Below are 19,359 nucleotides of genomic sequence, written 5' to 3' on the forward strand. Positions count from 1 at the left end.
AAATTAAAAGTGCTCGGCGAGCAATCGTTTGCAGCACTTTTAATTTATTCATTTATTATTGTTATACTTTAATTTATAGGGTTAAATATGAAAACAGATGCTAAGTCAACCATCGAAACCGGAAAAGCTATCCTGGGTATAGAATTCGGTTCTACACGAATCAAGGCGGTCCTGATCGACCCTGAGAACCACCCTATCGCCCAAGGAAGTCATACTTGGGAAAACCAGTTGGTAGATGGCCTTTGGACATACAGTATAGAAGAAATATGGTATGGACTGCAAGATTGTTATGCCGATCTCCGTGCCAATGTAAAAAAGCAATATGACACAGAGATAGAGACCTTGGCAGCCATTGGCGTCAGCGCTATGATGCACGGCTACATGGCATTTGATAAGAATGAAGAGATTCTGGTTCCTTTCCGTACATGGAGAAACACCAACACCGGGCAAGCCGCTGCAGCTCTATCCGAGCTTTTTGTCTACAACATCCCTCTCAGATGGAGCATCTCTCATTTATATCAGGCCATACTGAACAACGAAAAACATGTCAACGAGATAGATTTCCTGACTACACTTGCAGGTTACGTACACTGGCAACTTACGGGTGAAAAGGTATTGGGTATTGGCGATGCATCCGGCATGCTTCCCATCGACCCAGCCACCAAGAACTATTCGGCTGAAATGGTAGCTAAATTCGACAAGCTGGTTGCCCCCAAAGGATATTCATGGAAACTGGAAGACATTCTCCCCAAAGTATTGAATGCCGGAGAAAATGCAGGCTGCCTTACTCCTGAAGGGGTCAAAAGACTGGACGTATCCGGCAATTTGAAAGCAGGCATACCGCTTTGTCCCCCAGAGGGCGACGCGGGAACCGGTATGGTGGCCACTAATGCCGTCAAACAACGTACCGGAAATGTTTCGGCCGGAACTTCTTCGTTCTCCATGATCGTATTGGAAAAGGAACTGTCCAAACCTTACGAGATGATAGACATGGTCACCACGCCGGACGGAAGCCTCGTCGCCATGGTACACTGTAACAACTGTACTTCCGACCTCAACGCATGGGTCAACCTTTTCAAGGAGTTCCAAGAACTTCAGGGCCAGCCCGTCGATATGGACGACATATACGGCAAGCTTTACAACCACGCACTTACAGGTCACGCGGATTGCGGAGGACTCGTATCATACAATTATTTCTCCGGAGAACCCGTCACGGGACTTGCCGAAGGCAGACCTTTGTTCGTGCGTTCAGCCAATGACAAATTCAATCTGGCCAACTTCATGAGAGCCCATTTGTATGCTTCTGTCGGTGTTCTTAAAATAGGAAATGATATCCTCTTCAACGAGGAAAAAATCAGAGTGGACCGGATTACCGGCCACGGGGGCTTGTTCCGCACCAAGGGAGTAGGCCAACGGGTTTTGGCAGCAGCCATAAATTCTCCGATATCTGTCATGGAAACAGCCGGAGAAGGCGGTGCATGGGGTATCGCCCTATTGGGTTCCTACCTTGTAAACAACGAAAAGAAACAATCACTGGCTGACTTCTTGGATGAACATGTCTTTGCCGGTGATGCAGGCGTAGAGGTTTCACCCACAGCAGAGGACGTGGAAGGCTTCAACAAATATATTGAAAACTATAAGGCCGGACTGCCCATTGAAGAAGCAGCCGTTCGGTTCAAAAGATAAATATTCGGAAGAAAACCATTATCTTTGTCCTTATAAAATACAAAAGACAGGCTTTAAAACTGTTTAAGTATGGATTCAATTTAAAATTTAATGAATATGAATAGTAAACAAGTAATGAACCACGCAGCCGACAACATCCGTATCTTGGCTGCGTCCATGGTTGAAAAAGCCAAATCCGGCCATCCGGGCGGTGCAATGGGTGGTGCCGATTTCATCAATGTATTGTACTCTGAATTTTTGCAGTACGACCCGGCTAATCCGAAATGGGAAGGACGCGACCGTTTCTTCCTCGACCCCGGCCACATGGCTCCCATGCTCTATTCCCAGTTGGCGCTTATCGGTAAGTTCACATTGGACGAGCTGAAACAGTTGCGCCAGTGGGGCTCCCCCACCCCGGGCCATCCCGAAGTAGACGTAATGCGTGGCATCGAAAACACTTCCGGCCCGTTGGGACAGGGACACGTGTTCGCCGTAGGTGCCGCCATCGCTGCCAAGTTCTTGGCCGCACGTACCGGTAATCCGACTTTTGCCAAAGAGACCATCTACGCATATATTTCCGACGGAGGCATACAGGAAGAAATCTCCCAAGGTGCCGGCCGCATTGCAGGCTGCCTCGGTTTGGACAATCTGGTCATGTTCTACGACTCCAACGACATCCAGCTTTCTACCGAAACCAAGGATGTAACGACCGAAGACACGGCCATGAAATACCGTGCATGGAACTGGAACGTCATTGAAATCAATGGTAACGACTGCGAACAGATTCGCGAAGCGTTGAATGCAGCCAAGGCAGAGAACCAACGTCCTACGTTGATTATCGGTAAGTGTATCATGGGTAAAGGTGCCCGCAAGGACGACAATTCCTCTTACGAACATAACTGCAAGACGCACGGCGCCCCTCTCGGTGGAGACGCCTATAAGAACACCATGGTGAACCTCGGTGCAGACCCGGAAAATCCGTTCGTGATTTTCGAAGACGTGAAGGAACTTTACGCCAAACGTGCCGAAGAACTGAAAGGAATCGTAGCCACCCGCGTGGAAGAAGAAAAAGCATGGGCTTCCGCCCATCCCGAAAAGGCCGCACAACAGGCTGAATGGTTCAGCAGTGCAGCCCCTAAGGTAGACTGGACGGCCATCAAACAGAAAACAGGCGACGCCACCCGTAACGCCTCTGCTGCCGTACTGAGCGCATTGGCAGAACAAGTGCCCAACATGATTTGCGCTTCGGCCGACCTTTCCAATTCCGATAAGACCGACGGTTTCCTGAAGAAGACCCACGCTTTCACCTCCGGTGATTTCAGCGGCGCGTTCTTCCAAGCCGGTGTAGCGGAGTTGACTATGGCTTGCTGCTGCATCGGTATGATGCTCCACGGCGGTGTCATCGCAGCCTGCGGTACGTTCTTCGTATTCTCCGACTACATGAAACCGGCCGTACGTATGGCAGCCTTGATGCAGGTACCTGTGAAGTTCATTTGGACACACGACGCATTCCGTGTAGGCGAAGACGGCCCGACCCACGAACCGGTTGAACAGGAGGCCCAAATCCGCTTGATGGAAAAATTGAAAAACCATCACGGCCAGAATTCCCTCCTCGTGCTCCGTCCTGCTGATGCAGAAGAGACCACGGCATGCTGGAAGCTCGCCATAGAGAATACCGACACACCGTCTGCCCTTATCCTTTCCCGCCAAAACATCGAAATGTTGCCGGAAGGAAATGACTACGGCCAAGCTGCCAAGGGTGCTTATATCGTAGCCGGTGCCGATGAGAATCCGGATGTCATCCTCGTGGCTTCAGGTTCCGAAGTATCCACACTCGTGGCCGGTGCCGCCCTGCTACGTGCCGACGGTGTGAAAGTACGCATCGTGAGCTGCCCCTCAGAAGGCTTGTTCCGCAGTCAGTGCCCGTGCTATCAAGAAGAGATTCTGCCTGCCGGTGCCAAGATATTCGGCCTCACCGCCGGTCTGCCCGTCAACCTCCAAGGTCTGGTAGGTGCCAACGGCAAGGTGTTCGGCCTGGAAAGCTTCGGTTTCTCGGCTCCTTACAAGGTGCTTGATGAAAAACTCGGCTTCACGGCGCAGAACGTGTACAACCAAGTCAAAGAAATGCTCTAATGATGGAAGTGAAGACTGTCGGTCTGGCCTCAGACCACGCAGGATACGCACTCAAGCAGTTCGTGAAGGAATACCTCGCCGAAAAAGGCTATGCCTATAAGGATTTCGGCACGGATTCTGAAGCCAGTTGCGACTATGCCGACTATGCCCATCCTTTGGCCCAAGCTGTAGAAGACGGGGAATGCTATCCGGGCATAGCCATCTGCGGCAGCGGCGAAGGCATCAGCATGACGCTGAACAAGCACCAAGGCATACGCGCAGGCTTGAGCTGGATTCCGGAAATCGCCCATTTGTGCCGTCAGCACAACGATGCCAATGTGCTGGTTATGCCGGGACGTTTCATCGACACGGACATAGCGCGTAAGATCATGGACGAATTCTTCGCCACAGATTTTGAGGGCGGTCGCCATCAAAGACGGATAGACAAGATGTCGGTGAAATAATCCGCTTCTTTCCCTTTTTACATCATACAGCCGTAATTCTTTATAAAGGATTGCGGCTGTATTTCTAATATGGAAGATATACTCGGAAAAATCCCTTTCCTATCCTTCTTAATCACGGGAAAATCATTACATTTGCACATAAGCATGAACCAACGGCTTTGCAAGACGAAACTCAAAAGAAAAACATCATGAAAAGAATGCTACTTTGGCTGAATGCCATTTTCATCCTTTGCTCATCTTCTCCGGCGCAAAACTCAACCGATGTACCGGGCATAGACACTCTCGCCTCCCGTGTAAAACTTTTCGGAGAAACCCTACCACAAGAGAAAGTATACCTACATATAGACAATACTTGCTATTTCGTGGGCGACACCATTTGGTACAAAGGCTACGTGACCCGCAGCGACAAAGGAACCCTCACGGACTTGAGCCGTATCCTATACGTGGAATTGCTCACGCCGGACGGTTATCTGGTGGAACGCCAGCAACTGGAAATGCCGGACGGCACGGCGCACGGTGCTTTTCTGCTCACCGACTCCCTGTACGCCGGATATTACGAACTGCGCGCCTATACGCGTTGGATGCTGAACTTCGGCCGTTACGAGCATCCTCACTCTCCTTACACCGAAGAGATGTTTTATAATAAACAGATGGCCAAGGATTACTTTCGCGACTACGACAAGCTTTACTCACGCGTGTTTCCCGTATTCGACCGTCCGTCCTCTCCCGGCATTTACCCAAAAGACATGACGCTCCGCCCCCTGCGGCGATACTTCCGTGCGCGGAAAGGGAAACCGGACATGGACTTGAAATTCTATCCGGAAGGGGGCGCACTCGTGGCCGGACTACCCGGACACGTGGCCTTCGAACTGAACGACGAAAACGGACAGCATGTCGCAGCAGAAGTTACGATATACAATCGCCATAAGCAAATTATTGCACGTACACATACCGTCCATCGCGGACGCGGCACATTCGTCATCCCCCAAGTCTCAGCCGAAGAAAAATACAAAGCCGTATTCCGATACGGGAAATATGAATATGAAGTGGAATTACCTGAGGTGGAAGATGCGGGATGTACGCTTCGCGTTACGCAAAACGACAGCCTGATCCATGCCCGGATAGAAAGTCACGGACTGCCTGACGAGGAGGTCGGCCTGCAAATCCTACACGGTGGAGCCGTACAGGCTTTCACGACCTTAAAGCCGGACAGCCAAGGAAAAGCCTCAGCCGATATTCCAACCGACAGTCTGGCTGAAGGGGTGAACCAAATGACCCTCTTCGACGGACGTGGACACATCTTGGCCGAGCGCCTTTTCTTCGTCAACCACCATGATCTTTCCCGTACACTACTGACCGTAAACAACGTAAAAAAAGAATATGCACCATTCGAGCCTATAGAAATACAACTGAAACTCCATACCTCCCTACCGGACTCTACCCGACTGTCCATTTCCGTACGTGACCACAGTACAGATGAATCGACCTATGACAACGGCACAATACTTACCGAAATGCTACTTTGCAGTGACCTGAAAGGCTTCGTGGAAGACCCGGGATATTATTTCGAGGCCGACGACAGTATCCACCGCCGCGACCTCGACCTGCTCATGCTCGTGCAGGGATGGCGGCGTTACGAATGGCGCGAGATGGCAGGTGTGGAACCGTTCCGCTTGAGTTTCCTCCCCGAACGGATGCAAACCCTGACCGGCAGCGTACATCCCACCTACTCGCTCCTGCCTGAAGCCGACTACGGCGATACTATCTACATCCCTGGGATGGGAAAAGAGCTTCCCCTCTACACCACAGCCGGCACGCCGTTTTCGCTGGACGACCTTTACGGCACGACTTACAGCGGCAAGATGAAAAAGGAAGTGACCGTGACGGCCACTTTCGCCCAAGGTACTGACATCGTGGAGGCCTCACAGGACACCAAAGGAGGGCGTTTCACCATGCTCTCCCCTATCCTGCACGGTGATTGCAGCCTCTTCCTGATAGCTACGGACTCTGCCAAATTCAACAAACGGAAGGAGAAACGGAATTACAAGGAGTTTCACGACGAAGAAGCCTACCCGGACTATTATGTGAAGCAAGACCGCTTCTACCCCGTCTTCCCCAAGCCATACAGCTATTATCATGACGCCGTATTCGAGAACATGGAAGACAACTCATTCTTGCCGGACAGCCTGGTTTCGGGCACGCACCTCATGTCTGCCGTGACCGTACGCAACAAGCGCGGCGGCCTGCGCAAGCTCAACCTGAAGAAACCCACGCTCGTGGTGGATGCCTACGAGGCGTTCAATCTGGCCGCCGACTACGGTCTGAACTGCGGCATGTATGACTGGCGTACCTTCACCAAACAAGTCTGCACAGCCTACATCGGCGACATGAACCAGTCCCGTCATTACTTCATACAGGAACGTTACGACAGTCTGCCGCTCAATCACAAGGACAAGACGTTACCCGTGGGAGTAGCCATCACCAACCAGACGGAAGCCGTACGCCGCAAATACCACAAGCTCTACAACCTGGACAAACTCTACATCTACACCGATTATTCCCCGCGCGAGGAAAACAGTTGGAAATACAGCGGCACAGACCAACCCGACGTGGTGGTGGACTACCGCCTCTTCCCGGGCGAAGCACGGCAATACACCTTTCGTGACCGCCGTTATCTCATGACGGGCTACTCCGTATGCAAGGACTTCTACCATCCAGACTATAGCCGGCGCCCCCTGCCTGGCACCGCAGACTATCGCCGTACACTATATTGGAATCCCGACGTGAAGTTCGATGCACAAGGAGAGGCACAACTACGTTTTTACAATAACGGGAAAAGGACGGCCCTATCCATAGATGCCGAAGGGATAACCCAGACAGGCCAACCAGCGACATCAACCCTCTCCCCTTCAACCAAATAGACCATTTCTACTCCTTATAAGAACACCGTTACCCTAAAATTAAGTCATATCTTTGCAAGACATTCATATTTTTTACACAGATAAAAATGCAACAATGGGAAAAGAATCAGCAGAAAGAATTCAAACCTCCATTCTTAGCAAAGCAGAGAAAAAAGCACTTGTGTGGTTAGCTCAGAGACAACCCGAATGGATGACCTCGGACACATTGACTTATATCGGCGTATTGGGTACAGTGGTTTATGCCATAGGAGGCTGGTTGTCGAATACAGATATAAGATATTTGTGGCTTTCGTCGTTCGGACTGGTACTTCATTGGTACGGCGACAGCCTGGACGGCACACTGGCACGCTTCCGTAATACCCAACGGCCGATATACGGCTTTTTCATCGACCATACGCTCGACGCTGTCACCACCTGCCTCATCTTCCTCGGCGCCGGTCTCTCTCCTATGTTTCGTATGGATGTGGCGTTAGCAGCATTAGCCGGTTATTTGAGCCTCTCCATATACACTTACGTCTGCACCATCGTCAAAGAAGAATTCTGTCTGACGTACGGCAAACTCGGTCCTACCGAATTCCGTTTACTGCTCATACTTTTAAACATACTCTACATGTACACATCATGGTCCGAATGGCGTATCAACTGGTATGGTCTTGAATGGGGCATTTTCGATATCTTAGGAATCATCATTACCATTATCCTTTTCAGTATCTACATTGCCCAATTCATCAAAGACCGTGCTGCATTTGCCAAGCAAGACCCTCTCAAACCCCACAACAAACGATAATAGAGAAACTGAAATATAGCAGCCGCAGGCTGTACCTTAAAACGGCAAGCCATTGCACCTACAAAGGCTTGCCGTTTTTCTACCTCTTCCGCGCTCGCTCAAAACGAGAGACTCATCGTACAACGTATGCCTCTCTTTTGTATTCCCGAATGATCGCGATAGTTCAAACGCCATACATAATCAAGGCGCATGAACTTGAAAATGTTTTCGATACCGACACTGGCTTCCATGTAAGGCGCACGCCCCATCACGCCGGAACCAACCGGAAAAGCATACAACCCCTCTCCCGTTTTCATCGGATTGTTCTTGTCCGTCAAATGCCCCCACAAACCCCTGAAGCAAAGCACTTCCCTCCATTTTAATTTTTTGATGAGAGGAAGGCGGTTCAATATCAACCCGTTCATATAATACGTCACATCCCACGAGATGTATTCATCATTGATGAACTCTATGGCATTCATGTTCGTATAAGCTTCCGGCTGAATCGTATAAGTCAGATTGGCATTCGGCAAAATCAACAAGGGATAAGGCACTTTGTTCCACACCTTTCCCGCCTTACCTATCACATCTACAAAACCAAAAGCCGAAAACCACAAACGTTTCTGTATGCCTAACTCCGTACGATGGTAATCATATGAAGAACCTAAAAAACCCTTTTTCGACATGGTATGTTCCAGATTAAAAATCAAGGCATCATACGTAATCGGTATTCGTTCATCATGGGTTTGATAAAACTTCTCATTCTTACCATAACGGAATTTCAGTTCCAGTTCCGTCATGTCATACTTTCTCACAGGCGTCACGGCTCCGTCGGCACCTATACGGTCGAACTGGGCATAATCCGTAGCATATTCGCGGAAGTTACGAATGACAGCGTTGTACGATATACCGTTATAATGCTCGCGGCTGTACGTCAATTCGGCATTACGCAAATACGTTGCCCGCGTGTCTTTCTTCCGCTTGATAGCCAAAAGCACATTATCCTTACTGGTATACATGTACTGCTGCCCCAGTTTGTTGATGTCATACATGTATTCGAAACGAAGCGAGTGCATGGGAAATTCTTTTCGGTACGTCTTGCGGTCGTTGAACGAATATTCCACCAAAGCATCATACTTCATCTTGTTATCCCTCGTTCCGTATGCCGCATACCCCTCTACGAACCAATTCTTACTCAACTGAGGGGTCGTAGCCCCTCCCACACGGAAACGAGCTCCTTCGATGGCATTACCATTGATCGTGGAATTCATCGGGCCAAACTCAAACTTGTTCTTGTCCGGCACCTTACTTGTAGGAATATACCCCGACACCAAAACAGAAACCACTTTCTCCGTCACGGCAAAAATAGGCACAGAGCGTAATTTTGCCATCAGTTTCTCCATAGAGTTCGGATTCCTTTGGACAGCCTCTTGCGGACGAACTTCTTCCCAAAAATCCTCCGTACGGCTGTAAGCCTCTTTTTGTGTAATAACCGGTGCGCTCTCCTTGAATATTTGCTCTTGCCTGCCTTCCGGTACCTCAAACGACTGATGGGTATATACATTCAAACGCCTCGCATAAAAACCTTTCGACTTCTCGCTCAACTTAAAATCCACGCTGATGTCGTCTTTCGTAATCACACGGGTACTGTCCGGTCCGCGTTCAAAGTCTTGTTCGATAGTCATTCTGGAAATAAAATTCAGATTGATATCCTGTGCCACGTTGAGTATGGCTTTACGGACAAAATAAGCAGAGTCCAACGTAACATACAAGTGCCCAGTAAAACCAAACGACTCGGACGCGAAAGGAACGAAAGCCAAGTCCGCACACCTGTCACCCTCCACATCCAATGTATCGAGCAAGTAATATTTATAAAAGGTCGGCCCAATAGAAGAAAGAGGACTCACAAAACGTTGCAAAAACAAAGGTATATTGTTTTGATAAATATCGACTTCACGAAAGACTTCATTCAGAAACTGCTGTACCCCGTCACGCGAAAAGACCTCATCCACTCCGGACGATTTGTTTCCCTTCACCACAGTCTTCTCCGACCTCGGGTCGCGACGGTAATACACGGTCTGCGCTTTTTCCTTTACCGAAATCGGAAGAATCGTCGTACCGACATCCAACGTATCTACAAATTCTGACAGGAAATCGAACTTCCCTGTTTTTCCGTCCTTCTTCGGTTTCGGCTTATAATCGTTTTTCGCTATCACAATCTTTTCATACTGATCGTAACGGAAGTAATCGCGGTTACGTGGGTCGTTATCGTCTCTTCGAGCAATAACCTGCCTTACGAAAGCCACAGCCGGGTTTTCTTTCCTCCTATACTTCTCCCTTCTCGGCTTTACCGTCACTTCGTGCAAGGCTATCTCACTTTCCCGCATTCGGATCTTTAAATTATTGGTTCTTCCCGGTAACACCTTCAGGTGTTGGGTGTCGTATCCCATATAAACGACTTCCAGCACTTTTCCCGGCGTACGGGTGGAAAGAGAAAAGTGCCCGCCGATATCGGTCGTAGTACCGATATTCGTCCCTTTAAACACAATCGTGACAGAAGGCAGGGCTTCTCCCGTAACCGAATCGGTAACAATGCCTTTTACTATCGTATGCTGACCGCAAGCCATACCCACCCCAAACGTCAGGCACAGCCACATGAAAATAATTCTTTTTCCCATAAACCTAATACCTTATCTTAAACCTTATCTCTTTGCCCGACTATACCTGTCCCGTCATCCGGTATGCTCCTCATTCCCGTCCGGCACGGACACTCCGGTACCCACCTTCATCAACAACAACCCGACAGAAGCCCAGAACAATTCCCGCACCCGGCTGATAATACTTACAAACATACCGATGCCTTCCCCCATTCCCATTTGAGCCACAGACAGGGCAAAGCCCCCCTCGCGCCCTCCCAACTGCAACGGAAGGAATCCCAGTATATTGGCGAAGAGCGAAGTAAAAGCTAAAATCAGAAAGGAATGGAAAAACGTCAACGTATATCCGCTCACTCCTCCTCCGCCATCTATACCAAACAAGACCAACATGAAAAAAATCTCAAAACTCTGGCAGAAGCGCCCGATATATTCCAAAGCGAAACTTCCAAAGAAAGAACGCTTGTTCTGATTCTGTAATTCAGCGATTTGCCGGTCTATCTTTTGCAAATCCTCCAAATGGCGCTCCATAAAACGTCCTCCCCAACCACGTAAACCGGGTATCTTACTCAACAAACGAACCAATTTAACCGTCATTCCGTTTTTGTATCCTTTAATGAAAAGATAGATACCTCCCCAACAGAAAGCAGCAATGAGTCCCAATACAATCCCCATTCCGCTATTTATCGGCACATCCCCCATCAAAGCCATGACACAATAAACCACGACCCCCGTTACCCAAAACCAGAAATGGGCAAAAATGTGCATCATGGCAAAAAGTATCACGGTGGAAGTAGCCCGTTGCACACCGATGTATTTTGAAAGCTCCATAATACGGTAAGCCTCTCCGCCCAGCAGTCCTACCGGAGTGGCATAGTTCAACGCAAAACCGGAAACCGTCAATTTCAACAACTGCATGAAGCCCACTGTGCAAGGCCCTCCTCCCTGGATAATGACCCTCCACGCCCATGCGTTCATGAGATAAAGCACACACCACAGCCCCAATATGGCCGCCAGCCAATAACCGGCCTTCGTAATGTATTCCCACAATTCGGTAAGGCTTACGTCGAAAGAGAAAAACATTACGACGACGGCTATCATGCCTATTCCGAAAAACAAATTGTTCAATCGTTTTCTCATACCTGTCAGTTCTTCGTCTTAGGGATGATTATCGTTCTGTTCCCTATATCTCGCCTGCCACTCCTTATAGTAATCGGGCGAGTCCACCATAAGCATACCTTCCGTATCGATGAACAACTGCACCGTACTTCCTTCCGCGCACAAGATTCCATCCGCCTCACGGTAAACTTTATATTCGAAATCCAACCGTGCACCGGGACGGTATACATAACGTGTATGCACCACCGCCACATCGTCCAGCACCAATGGAGCATAGAACCTCAGGTGCAGGTCGTAAATCGGAGCGTAGATACCGGACCGCTGCATGTCGGCATACCCTATGCCCGGATAATGCCGGCCGAAAGACTCCCGTCCATCCTCAAAGTAAGTGACGTAAGCCCCATGCCAGACCCTCCGCATCGAATCAATCTCATTGAACTTCACCCTTACGCGGCAAACATCTTCAAGTCCGTCCATCAGCATAAGAAATATAGAAACCTATTACGTATAAAGACCTCCGTTAACGGCTATCACTTCGCCGGTAATATAACCGGCATCCCGGGAAACCAGAAAACCGACAAGGCCCGCCACTTCTTCCGGCATCCCGAAACGGCCCACCGGAATGGTTTTCTTTAGAGCGGCCTCATCCAGCCCCTCCACCATGTCCGTCCGGATAAAACCGGGTGCCACGGCATTCACCGTCACATTTTTCCGCGCCACCTCCTGAGCCAAAGCCTTTGTAGCTGCAATGATTCCTCCCTTTGCCGCAGAATAGTTCGCCTGCCCCGGCATACCTCTCAATCCGCTCACGCTCGCCATGTTGACGATACGCCCGAACTTATGTACCAACATAGGCTGCAGCAAAGGTTGCGTCACATTGTAAAATCCACCCAAGCCGGTACCCAACACGCTATCCCAATCTTCCCCAGGCATGAACACCATCAGGTTGTCGCGACGCACACCCGCATTGTTCACCAGCACTTCTATGTATTCTTCCGGATGCTTCTCCATCCAAGCCTCAAGCACGGCAGAGACCTGCACACGGTTTCCTACATCGAATTTCAGGACTTCACCGTCCTGCCCTTCTTGACGTACCAACTCCAACGTGTGCTCTGCCTCATCGGTCCGGTTCACACAGTTGACCAACACGTGGTAGCCCATACGGGCCAGTCTCACACAGACAGCCCGCCCTATTCCGCGGCTGCCCCCTGTCACTAAAGCATATTTCATATTTCCACTCCTTTCTTATTCATTAAGATATTCCATATCTGCTCACGTCCCAAAACTTCCGCACAAGTGAACAGCGCGGTCATCGTCACACCGTACACCCCGTGCAACATCAGGTTTTGTCCGGTGAGGAACAGGTTCGGCACTGGTGTGCGGACGGACAGCAAGGCCGCCAACGGATTCCTGTAATCCTTGCGTAAACCGTAGGCCGTCCCCTCCGGGGCACCGATATAGTCACGGTAAGTAAGTGGGGTACTGGCATAGCATTCAGCCACCCAACCACGTAGCCCGGGCACCACCCGTTCCGCCAACCGGATACACTCGTCAGCCACACACCTTTTCATGGCCTCATAATCCTCGCCACGCCCTCCGACTTTCGTATTACTCCAAGGCATACATCTCTCCCATGGCATAGGAGTCAACAAATCCACTTGGGAAGTAAAACGGCTCCCGTCTTCGGGAACACGACAAGCCACCATCACTCCGGACACCGGCTCCTCTTCTTCGTAGAAAGTCCAAACACCAGGATGTGCATAAACATACCGGTTATAATTGAAATACTCCAATGCCCGAGGTTTCATCCGGAGCGACACGGTGAACATGCCGAATGTGTTCGGCAACCCGGCCATACGATGACGGTAAGCATTCTTCATCCTCTCGCTCTGCTTTACCAACTTGCATGTCTGCCCCGGATGTACGTCACTGATAAAAACCGCTCCTTCGTACACTTCACCGTCCCGGCAGACCGCCGCAGACAACCTTCCGCACTTTTCTACCAATTCGACCACCTCAGCCCCGCAAACCACCTGGCCACCTTGCTGCCCGATTCCCCTCACCAAGCGGTCTGTTATCAATGCTCCGTCACCCTTCAACCGCCAACTGCTTTCAATAAAACTGCTTTGGCCATGAAGGAAAGTGAAAAGCGGAAGCGAATCGCGCCGAAGCTCCATCTTCAAGGAAGTCCCACTAAGCACGTCCACCAGCAACGGATTGCGGAAAGTCTCATTCAAATATTGCCAAGCACTCGTTTCAACGAGACGTGAAGGCCATACGGTCTTTCCGGCACGTGGATTCAGCAAATCCAGTTCCTGTTCCGACATACGCCTCAATAAGGCAGCATACCGTCCCAAAGCCGGACGTTCGGAAGGAAATTCAGCAGCCAACGTAGCGGTAAAATCTTCATACCCTTGCGCAAATGCAAAGGTACGCTGCCCTATCGTCACCTTGTCAAACTCATGGTCAAGGCGTTGCCAAGGCAGTTGCATCAATCCCAAGTAAGTGAAAACGGTATGCAGCGGCTGTCCTTCGTCCAGTCCTCCCACATAATGGAAACCTGTATCGTAAGCCAATCCCCGTCTCCGGTAAGACTGGAGGCATCCACCGGGCTGCCGGCCTTGTTCGAGGACGAGCACCCTCAAACCGGCACGCGAAAGGATATATGCACACTCCAATCCTCCCAATCCACTACCTATGACCACCACATCGTACTTCATTGCCCATTCAAACGACCGTCATCAATCCCTTATATTCCATATACACCTGTTCCCCGTCGGCTACCCGTGCCCTGACCTCCAACCCGTCTTCCACAGGAGAGAGCCTCACCGCCACGTCCAGTTCCGTACAAGTGCAGGGTGAAACCACAGCCGTCAAACGGCATAGCTTAATCGTGCGGATGTGCAATGCCTTGCCTGACACTTCCATCACACACTCCTTCACCATTTGGATATTGAATGCCCCGGGACACACCGGATGTCCCGGAAAATGTCCGCGATAAACTTCGCAATCCGGCAGGAGCACAATACGGAACACCGTACAGCCGTCCGAAACGCGCCGGGTCAACACCTTATAATAATGATCCTTCAGCCACATATATCTTCATTTGCGTACAAGCCAGCGTTTCTTCCCCTACGCAGGTCTCACCTGTCAATAAGGACACGCCACCCACTTCCGGCCCGAAGGTCACCGTGGTCTGTAGTTCTTCTCCCACCCGGGGGCAACGAAAACAACGAAACTTCTTCACTTCGCCGATATAACCTACCGGCGGTTCCGAAGCGCCTGCCTCCACGGCCTTGTAACCGGCAAAGGCGGAAGCCGACTGGGCGATATGCTCGATAAGCCCCGGCTCTGCCAACAGGCCGTCGTCACCCACAAAACTATTGTCGCGGCGCACCGTGAGCTGCGTCCGGGCCATATCGCCCTCCACACCGACCAATGCGTCTACGAGCAAAATCGGTTCACGTTGGGGAATCAGGCTTTTAATGTCATAATTTGTCATTCCTGCTTCGCGTGCGATTCGATGTAATCGTAAAGGTTGTCGAACGTCTTGATTTCCCGCAAGTCCGCCACGGGAATTTTTACCTTATAAGTCTGTTGGATGATGGCGACAAGGTCCACCAGGCTGAGGCTGTCCAAGGAAAGCGTGTCCCTTACATTCGCGTCGGGGACAAACTCTTCTGCGTCTACTTCAAACTCTTCTGCCAATAAGGCATTTACTTTCTCTACGATGTCTTCACGTGTCATAACTGTTTGTTTTTATCGTGTTTATTATATGTTTTTTACAATAAGGGTGGAGTTCGTCCCACCGAAACCGAAAGAATTGGAAAGGAACATGTCAAAATGCGCCTCCCGTGTCTGCGGTATGATGTTCAGGCAGGCCGTATCTTCATCGGGATGCTCGAAATTGATGTTGCCGGCAATGAAGCCGTTTTTCATCATCAGCGTCGAATAAATCAACTCGCTTGCACCGGCCATCCACATTTCGTGCCCGGTCTGACTCTTGGTAGAAGTGACTGGAACCTTGTAGTCCCCGAACACCTGTGCTATCGCCTGCGCCTCGCGGCTGTCGCCGATGCGAGTGGATGTGGCATGGGCGTTGATGTAGCCGATTTGCGACGGTGTCACACCGGCATGTTGCAGACAAAGCTCCAACGACCGCGCCGGCCCTGCCACGTTGGGCGTGGAGATGTGGTCGCCGTTTCCGGAAAAGCCCCATCCCACAATCTCACACAAGATGGGGGCACCGCGCTTCAAAGCATGTTCGTAACCCTCGACCACCACCGTGGCCGCGCCTCCTCCGGGTACCAGTCCGTCGCGGTCGCGGTCGAACGGGCGGCTGGCCTTCTCCGGCTCATCCTCACGCACGGAGAACGACTGAATCCCATCGAAAGATGCCACACCGTAGAGGTTTGCCTCTTGCGCACCGCCACACACGACACAATCCTGCATCCCGTTACGGACCAAAAGGTAGGCCAACCCCACAGCATGGGAACCCGAAGCACATGCAGCCGAGGCCGTCAGGTTGATGCCGCGCAAATGGAACAAGCAAGCCAAATTCATCGTCACGGTGGAGTTCATCGACTGGAAGATGGCCCCACTACCGCAAGCCGCTGTGTCTTTAAACTCACGGAACTTGTCAAGCGCACGCATGGTCGCTTCGGCCACGGAGTCGTTTCCATAAATGACCCCGACTTCGTGCCGGTCGATATAATCTTGCTCCAAACGGGCATGCTCAAGGGCCGCACGCGTAGCCATATAGGCATACTGGGCTTCCTCCGGCATGAACTGACGCAGATTCCGTGACACAAAGGGTTTCAAGTCAGGCTGTCCTACGGCAGCACACAAAGCGGAACGAAAACCCGCATCCTTGCGCTCCCGGCTGAATACGATACCGCTTTTCCCGGCATAGAGCGCATCGCGTACCTCGTCCAATGTCTTCCCGAGGCACGACCATATCCCCATTCCCGTTATTACAACTCTATTTTCCATAATCCTGTTTCTATAAAATCTTTTTGTAACATCTCCTACGCTTGGTGAAAGTGGGATGCAAGGGCTTCCATTGGCTCAGCTCCTTCACGTTGTCTTCCAACTGCGGCCCGGTCTCGGCATATCGGAACCCCAACCGGTTATACACGGGAATCAGGTCGTTGAAGAATAAGGCATTGACTCCCAAACCTTGGTAATCCGGACGAACGGCCACCAGAAACATCTCGGCTTTCTCTTCCCTTCTCCATTTCAACGCACGAAGCAAATAGAACCACCCCAACGGCCACAGGCGCCCTTTCGACTTACGCAAGGCCTGCGACAGGCTGGGCATCGTAATGGCCACGCCCACCAATTCACCTTTTTCATTCTCCACCACCGACAGCATCCGTAAATCCAACAAGGGCAAATAACGTTTAAGATAGGTATCTATCTGCCTGTCCGATAACTCCGTATATCCGAAAAGCGGAGAGTAGGACACATTCAGCAAGTCAAACACCTTCCTGCCATATCCCCGACGAGAAATATCGGCCCTCGTCAATTTCCTGCTTCGCAGTCCAAACATTTCCTTGGAAAGTTCCGCAACCCTGGCATATTTGTCAGGCACATCCTTCGGCACCTCAATACTCACCTGTACCCAATCCACCTCCTTCTCGTACCCTAATGCCTCCAAATGTTCCGAATAGTAAGGGGGATTATATATCGTTACCATTGACCCTATCCGGTCAAAGTCCTCCACGAGCATACCTTCCTTGTCGAAATCAAAAATCCCCATAGGACCTTGGATGCAATCCATCCCTCGCTCGCGCCCCCAACGCTCCACGGCCTTCAACAAAGCCGCAGACACGTCCTTGTCGTCAATGAACTCGACGAAACCGAAACGGACGTTCTTCGTGTGCCATTTCTTATTCGCACGATGGTTGATAATGCCGACGATACGCCCCACCGCATTTCCGTGCTCGTCGTAAGCGATGAAAGGCTGGATGTCCGAAAAGTCCAACCCGGCATTTTTACGGGGGTCGAACGTCTCACGGATATCCGTCTCCATATCAGGAACATAATAAGGACTTCCGGCATACAATCTTTCCGTAAGTCCCACGAAATCATCCATTTCGCGTTCCGTATTCACTTCTTTTACATTTACTTTCCTCATGACAGGGCACGAATTTATGAATATTTTTCCTTTCAACAAGACCGGCCAAATTCAAAACCACCTTATAGAACAAAAGTAGAGATTTTAAGAACACTGATACGACAAAAGACATCCGAAAAACCCACGTTACAACAGAAAGTTTTAGGTCCGGCAGGAGAAATAAAACATGCCAAAATGGCAGTCCGAATCCTCACGAGAATCGCTCATTTCAAACCGTATCCGACAGAGATAGAAAATAATCCATTCACAGAAGACCACCCAAAAGCAAAGTGCAAGACGCTCCCATCCTTTTGCTGACACAATGAAAGCCTGCCTTGCCCTACCTGCCTATGACAAACCTTTCTTCGTTATCTTTTCGACCTTTCTCTTATCATTGCGTTCGTCAAATCTTGTACACGAAAGTGGTTCTAAAAAACGAAAAAACTGCTTTTCCCTGTACGTATTTTTCTAAGAAAAGCCGAATTTCCGAGTAACATGAGGAACTTCTCGTTTTTTTATGCGGAGAAAAATAAATCATTTGGCTGCAAACCATTTTTCGTTCGGCTGAGATTAAATCTTCATTTTACCCTGTTTTCTCCTCTTTATTTATACAAATATACATTTGTTTGCATTTATACACTCTTTTCTGCTACTGTCATTCGATTGAATACTTCACTGAGAAAATGTTTTTCTGCCATTTTGGCAGTCTTTCCGCTGATGAATTCCACGGAAAACACTACTTTTGTACTGTGAAAGAAAACATCCTGAAAAAAACACATACACGCATAATTCCATAACGACCATGCAAGAAGAAATCAACGAATTCGTAGAGGCACTTTACCGCTTCGTAGCAAATGAAATCAAACGGGTCACAGACCCCATATACTGTCAGGAGGGCATCAAAATCGTGGATGCCCGAAACCATATCTTCCGCCTCTCCGATACGTTACGTACCGATGAAGCGGAAGACACATACGCCTTGTCCGACCTTTGCATCGTAGACGAGGACATGCAGACCGTCCCCAACCGCCAACGCATGTACCGCATTGCACGGAACCACTGGAACGGCTGACCAAACGTAGTTTCCCTTCCTTCTATCTTTCAGACAAGCGCCATCAAAGCCTCATCGTCCAATACGCCGAGTTGGTGCACGCGGATAACTTCTTCCGTCCGCACGGCATCATCCGTGCGGAAAACCAAAATACCCTTTCCGCCCAAGAGGAAAGAATAAAGATAGGATATGCCTATCCCCTCGCCCGTAATCACACGTACGGCATCGGCCGCACGCCCGGGACGGTTGTCCAACGTGATGGCAAACACTTCCGACATGCTGGCCGAAATGCCTGCCGCCCGCAACACTTCGTATGCCCGTGTAGGTTCGGAACAGATAATACGGTAGATGCCATATTCCACGGTGTCGGATATGGTGGAAGCAATCAACTGGACACCGGCTTCTTTGAACAAGTCCAACACGCGTAACAACGTACCCGACTTGTTCTCTACAAAAATAGATATTTGATGTACTGTCATATTTTTCATT

At 50.1% G+C, this 19,359-nt stretch carries 17 protein-coding genes; 6 read left to right on the forward strand and 11 right to left on the reverse strand.

What is annotated here, in order from left to right:
• Positions 1-87: 87 nt before the first annotated feature.
• The 5 genes from HMPREF9441_RS12475 (at position 88) to HMPREF9441_RS12495 (ending at position 7,949) form a co-directional block, all read left to right on the forward strand.
• A complete protein-coding gene (locus tag HMPREF9441_RS12475; protein ID WP_008621709.1) occupies positions 88-1,686 on the forward strand; it encodes a xylulokinase in 1,599 nt (532 codons plus the stop codon).
• A 96-nt stretch (positions 1,687-1,782) separates the two neighbouring features.
• The gene (locus tag HMPREF9441_RS12480; protein ID WP_172634955.1) at positions 1,783-3,798 is read left to right on the forward strand and encodes a transketolase family protein; all 2,016 of its coding nucleotides are present in this window, start codon (positions 1,783-1,785) and stop codon (positions 3,796-3,798) included.
• Between the two features lie 8 nt (positions 3,799-3,806).
• Positions 3,807-4,241 carry a ribose 5-phosphate isomerase B gene (rpiB, locus tag HMPREF9441_RS12485; RefSeq protein WP_172634961.1) on the forward strand — a complete coding sequence of 145 codons (435 nt, stop codon included), beginning with the start codon at positions 3,807-3,809 and terminating at the stop codon, positions 4,239-4,241.
• A 188-nt stretch (positions 4,242-4,429) separates the two neighbouring features.
• Positions 4,430-7,162 (forward strand): hypothetical protein, encoded by a 2,733-nt coding sequence (locus HMPREF9441_RS12490; RefSeq protein ID WP_039865317.1) that lies wholly within the window; start codon positions 4,430-4,432, stop codon positions 7,160-7,162.
• Positions 7,163-7,256: 94 nt separating this feature from the next.
• The gene (locus HMPREF9441_RS12495; protein WP_008621714.1) at positions 7,257-7,949 is read left to right on the forward strand and encodes a CDP-alcohol phosphatidyltransferase family protein; all 693 of its coding nucleotides are present in this window, start codon (positions 7,257-7,259) and stop codon (positions 7,947-7,949) included.
• Between the two features lie 98 nt (positions 7,950-8,047).
• Here the strand turns inward: HMPREF9441_RS12495 and HMPREF9441_RS12500 are convergent, their stop codons facing one another.
• The 10 genes from HMPREF9441_RS12500 to HMPREF9441_RS12545 are packed head-to-tail and all read right to left on the reverse strand — an operon-like array spanning position 8,048 to position 17,840.
• Entirely contained in the window at positions 8,048-10,606 is a 2,559-nt protein-coding gene (locus tag HMPREF9441_RS12500) for a DUF5686 family protein (RefSeq protein ID WP_008621715.1), read from the reverse strand.
• A 54-nt stretch (positions 10,607-10,660) separates the two neighbouring features.
• On the reverse strand, positions 10,661-11,722 hold the full coding sequence (locus tag HMPREF9441_RS12505; RefSeq protein WP_008621727.1) for a lysylphosphatidylglycerol synthase transmembrane domain-containing protein: 1,062 nt from the start codon (positions 11,720-11,722) through the stop codon (positions 10,661-10,663).
• An 18-nt stretch (positions 11,723-11,740) separates the two neighbouring features.
• Positions 11,741-12,178 (reverse strand): acyl-CoA thioesterase, encoded by a 438-nt coding sequence (locus tag HMPREF9441_RS12510; protein WP_230315406.1) that lies wholly within the window; start codon positions 12,176-12,178, stop codon positions 11,741-11,743.
• Positions 12,179-12,202: 24 nt separating this feature from the next.
• The gene (fabG, locus tag HMPREF9441_RS12515) at positions 12,203-12,931 is read right to left on the reverse strand and encodes a 3-oxoacyl-ACP reductase FabG (RefSeq protein WP_008621731.1); all 729 of its coding nucleotides are present in this window, start codon (positions 12,929-12,931) and stop codon (positions 12,203-12,205) included.
• A complete protein-coding gene (locus tag HMPREF9441_RS12520; protein ID WP_008621733.1) occupies positions 12,928-14,421 on the reverse strand; it encodes a phytoene desaturase family protein in 1,494 nt (497 codons plus the stop codon). Before HMPREF9441_RS12520 ends, fabG begins: the two co-directional genes overlap by 4 nt.
• A gap of 7 nt (positions 14,422-14,428) precedes the next feature.
• Positions 14,429-14,797, reverse strand: coding sequence for a hypothetical protein (locus HMPREF9441_RS12525; protein ID WP_009390686.1), 369 nt, complete (start codon positions 14,795-14,797; stop codon positions 14,429-14,431).
• Positions 14,772-15,203 (reverse strand): hypothetical protein, encoded by a 432-nt coding sequence (locus tag HMPREF9441_RS12530; protein WP_008621738.1) that lies wholly within the window; start codon positions 15,201-15,203, stop codon positions 14,772-14,774. The genes HMPREF9441_RS12525 and HMPREF9441_RS12530 overlap by 26 nt, the downstream gene beginning before the upstream one ends.
• A complete protein-coding gene (locus tag HMPREF9441_RS12535; protein ID WP_008621739.1) occupies positions 15,200-15,448 on the reverse strand; it encodes an acyl carrier protein in 249 nt (82 codons plus the stop codon). Before HMPREF9441_RS12535 ends, HMPREF9441_RS12530 begins: the two co-directional genes overlap by 4 nt.
• A gap of 24 nt (positions 15,449-15,472) precedes the next feature.
• Positions 15,473-16,693 carry a beta-ketoacyl-[acyl-carrier-protein] synthase family protein gene (locus tag HMPREF9441_RS12540; RefSeq protein WP_008621740.1) on the reverse strand — a complete coding sequence of 407 codons (1,221 nt, stop codon included), beginning with the start codon at positions 16,691-16,693 and terminating at the stop codon, positions 15,473-15,475.
• A 10-nt stretch (positions 16,694-16,703) separates the two neighbouring features.
• Complete coding sequence (locus HMPREF9441_RS12545; protein WP_008621741.1) at positions 16,704-17,840, reverse strand: hypothetical protein; 1,137 nt, start codon at positions 17,838-17,840, stop codon at positions 16,704-16,706.
• A gap of 781 nt (positions 17,841-18,621) precedes the next feature.
• On the opposite strand from HMPREF9441_RS12545, the gene HMPREF9441_RS12550 reads away from it, so the two are divergent.
• Positions 18,622-18,891: a hypothetical protein gene (locus HMPREF9441_RS12550; RefSeq protein WP_008621752.1), complete on the forward strand. Its 270-nt coding sequence runs from the start codon at positions 18,622-18,624 to the stop codon at positions 18,889-18,891.
• A gap of 29 nt (positions 18,892-18,920) precedes the next feature.
• Here the strand turns inward: HMPREF9441_RS12550 and HMPREF9441_RS12555 are convergent, their stop codons facing one another.
• A complete protein-coding gene (locus HMPREF9441_RS12555; protein ID WP_172634956.1) occupies positions 18,921-19,349 on the reverse strand; it encodes an amino acid-binding protein in 429 nt (142 codons plus the stop codon).
• Between the last annotated feature and the right edge of the window lie 10 nt (positions 19,350-19,359).

This window comes from Paraprevotella clara YIT 11840 (genome assembly GCF_000233955.1).
GTDB classification, from domain to species: Bacteria; Bacteroidota; Bacteroidia; order Bacteroidales; family Bacteroidaceae; genus Paraprevotella; species Paraprevotella clara.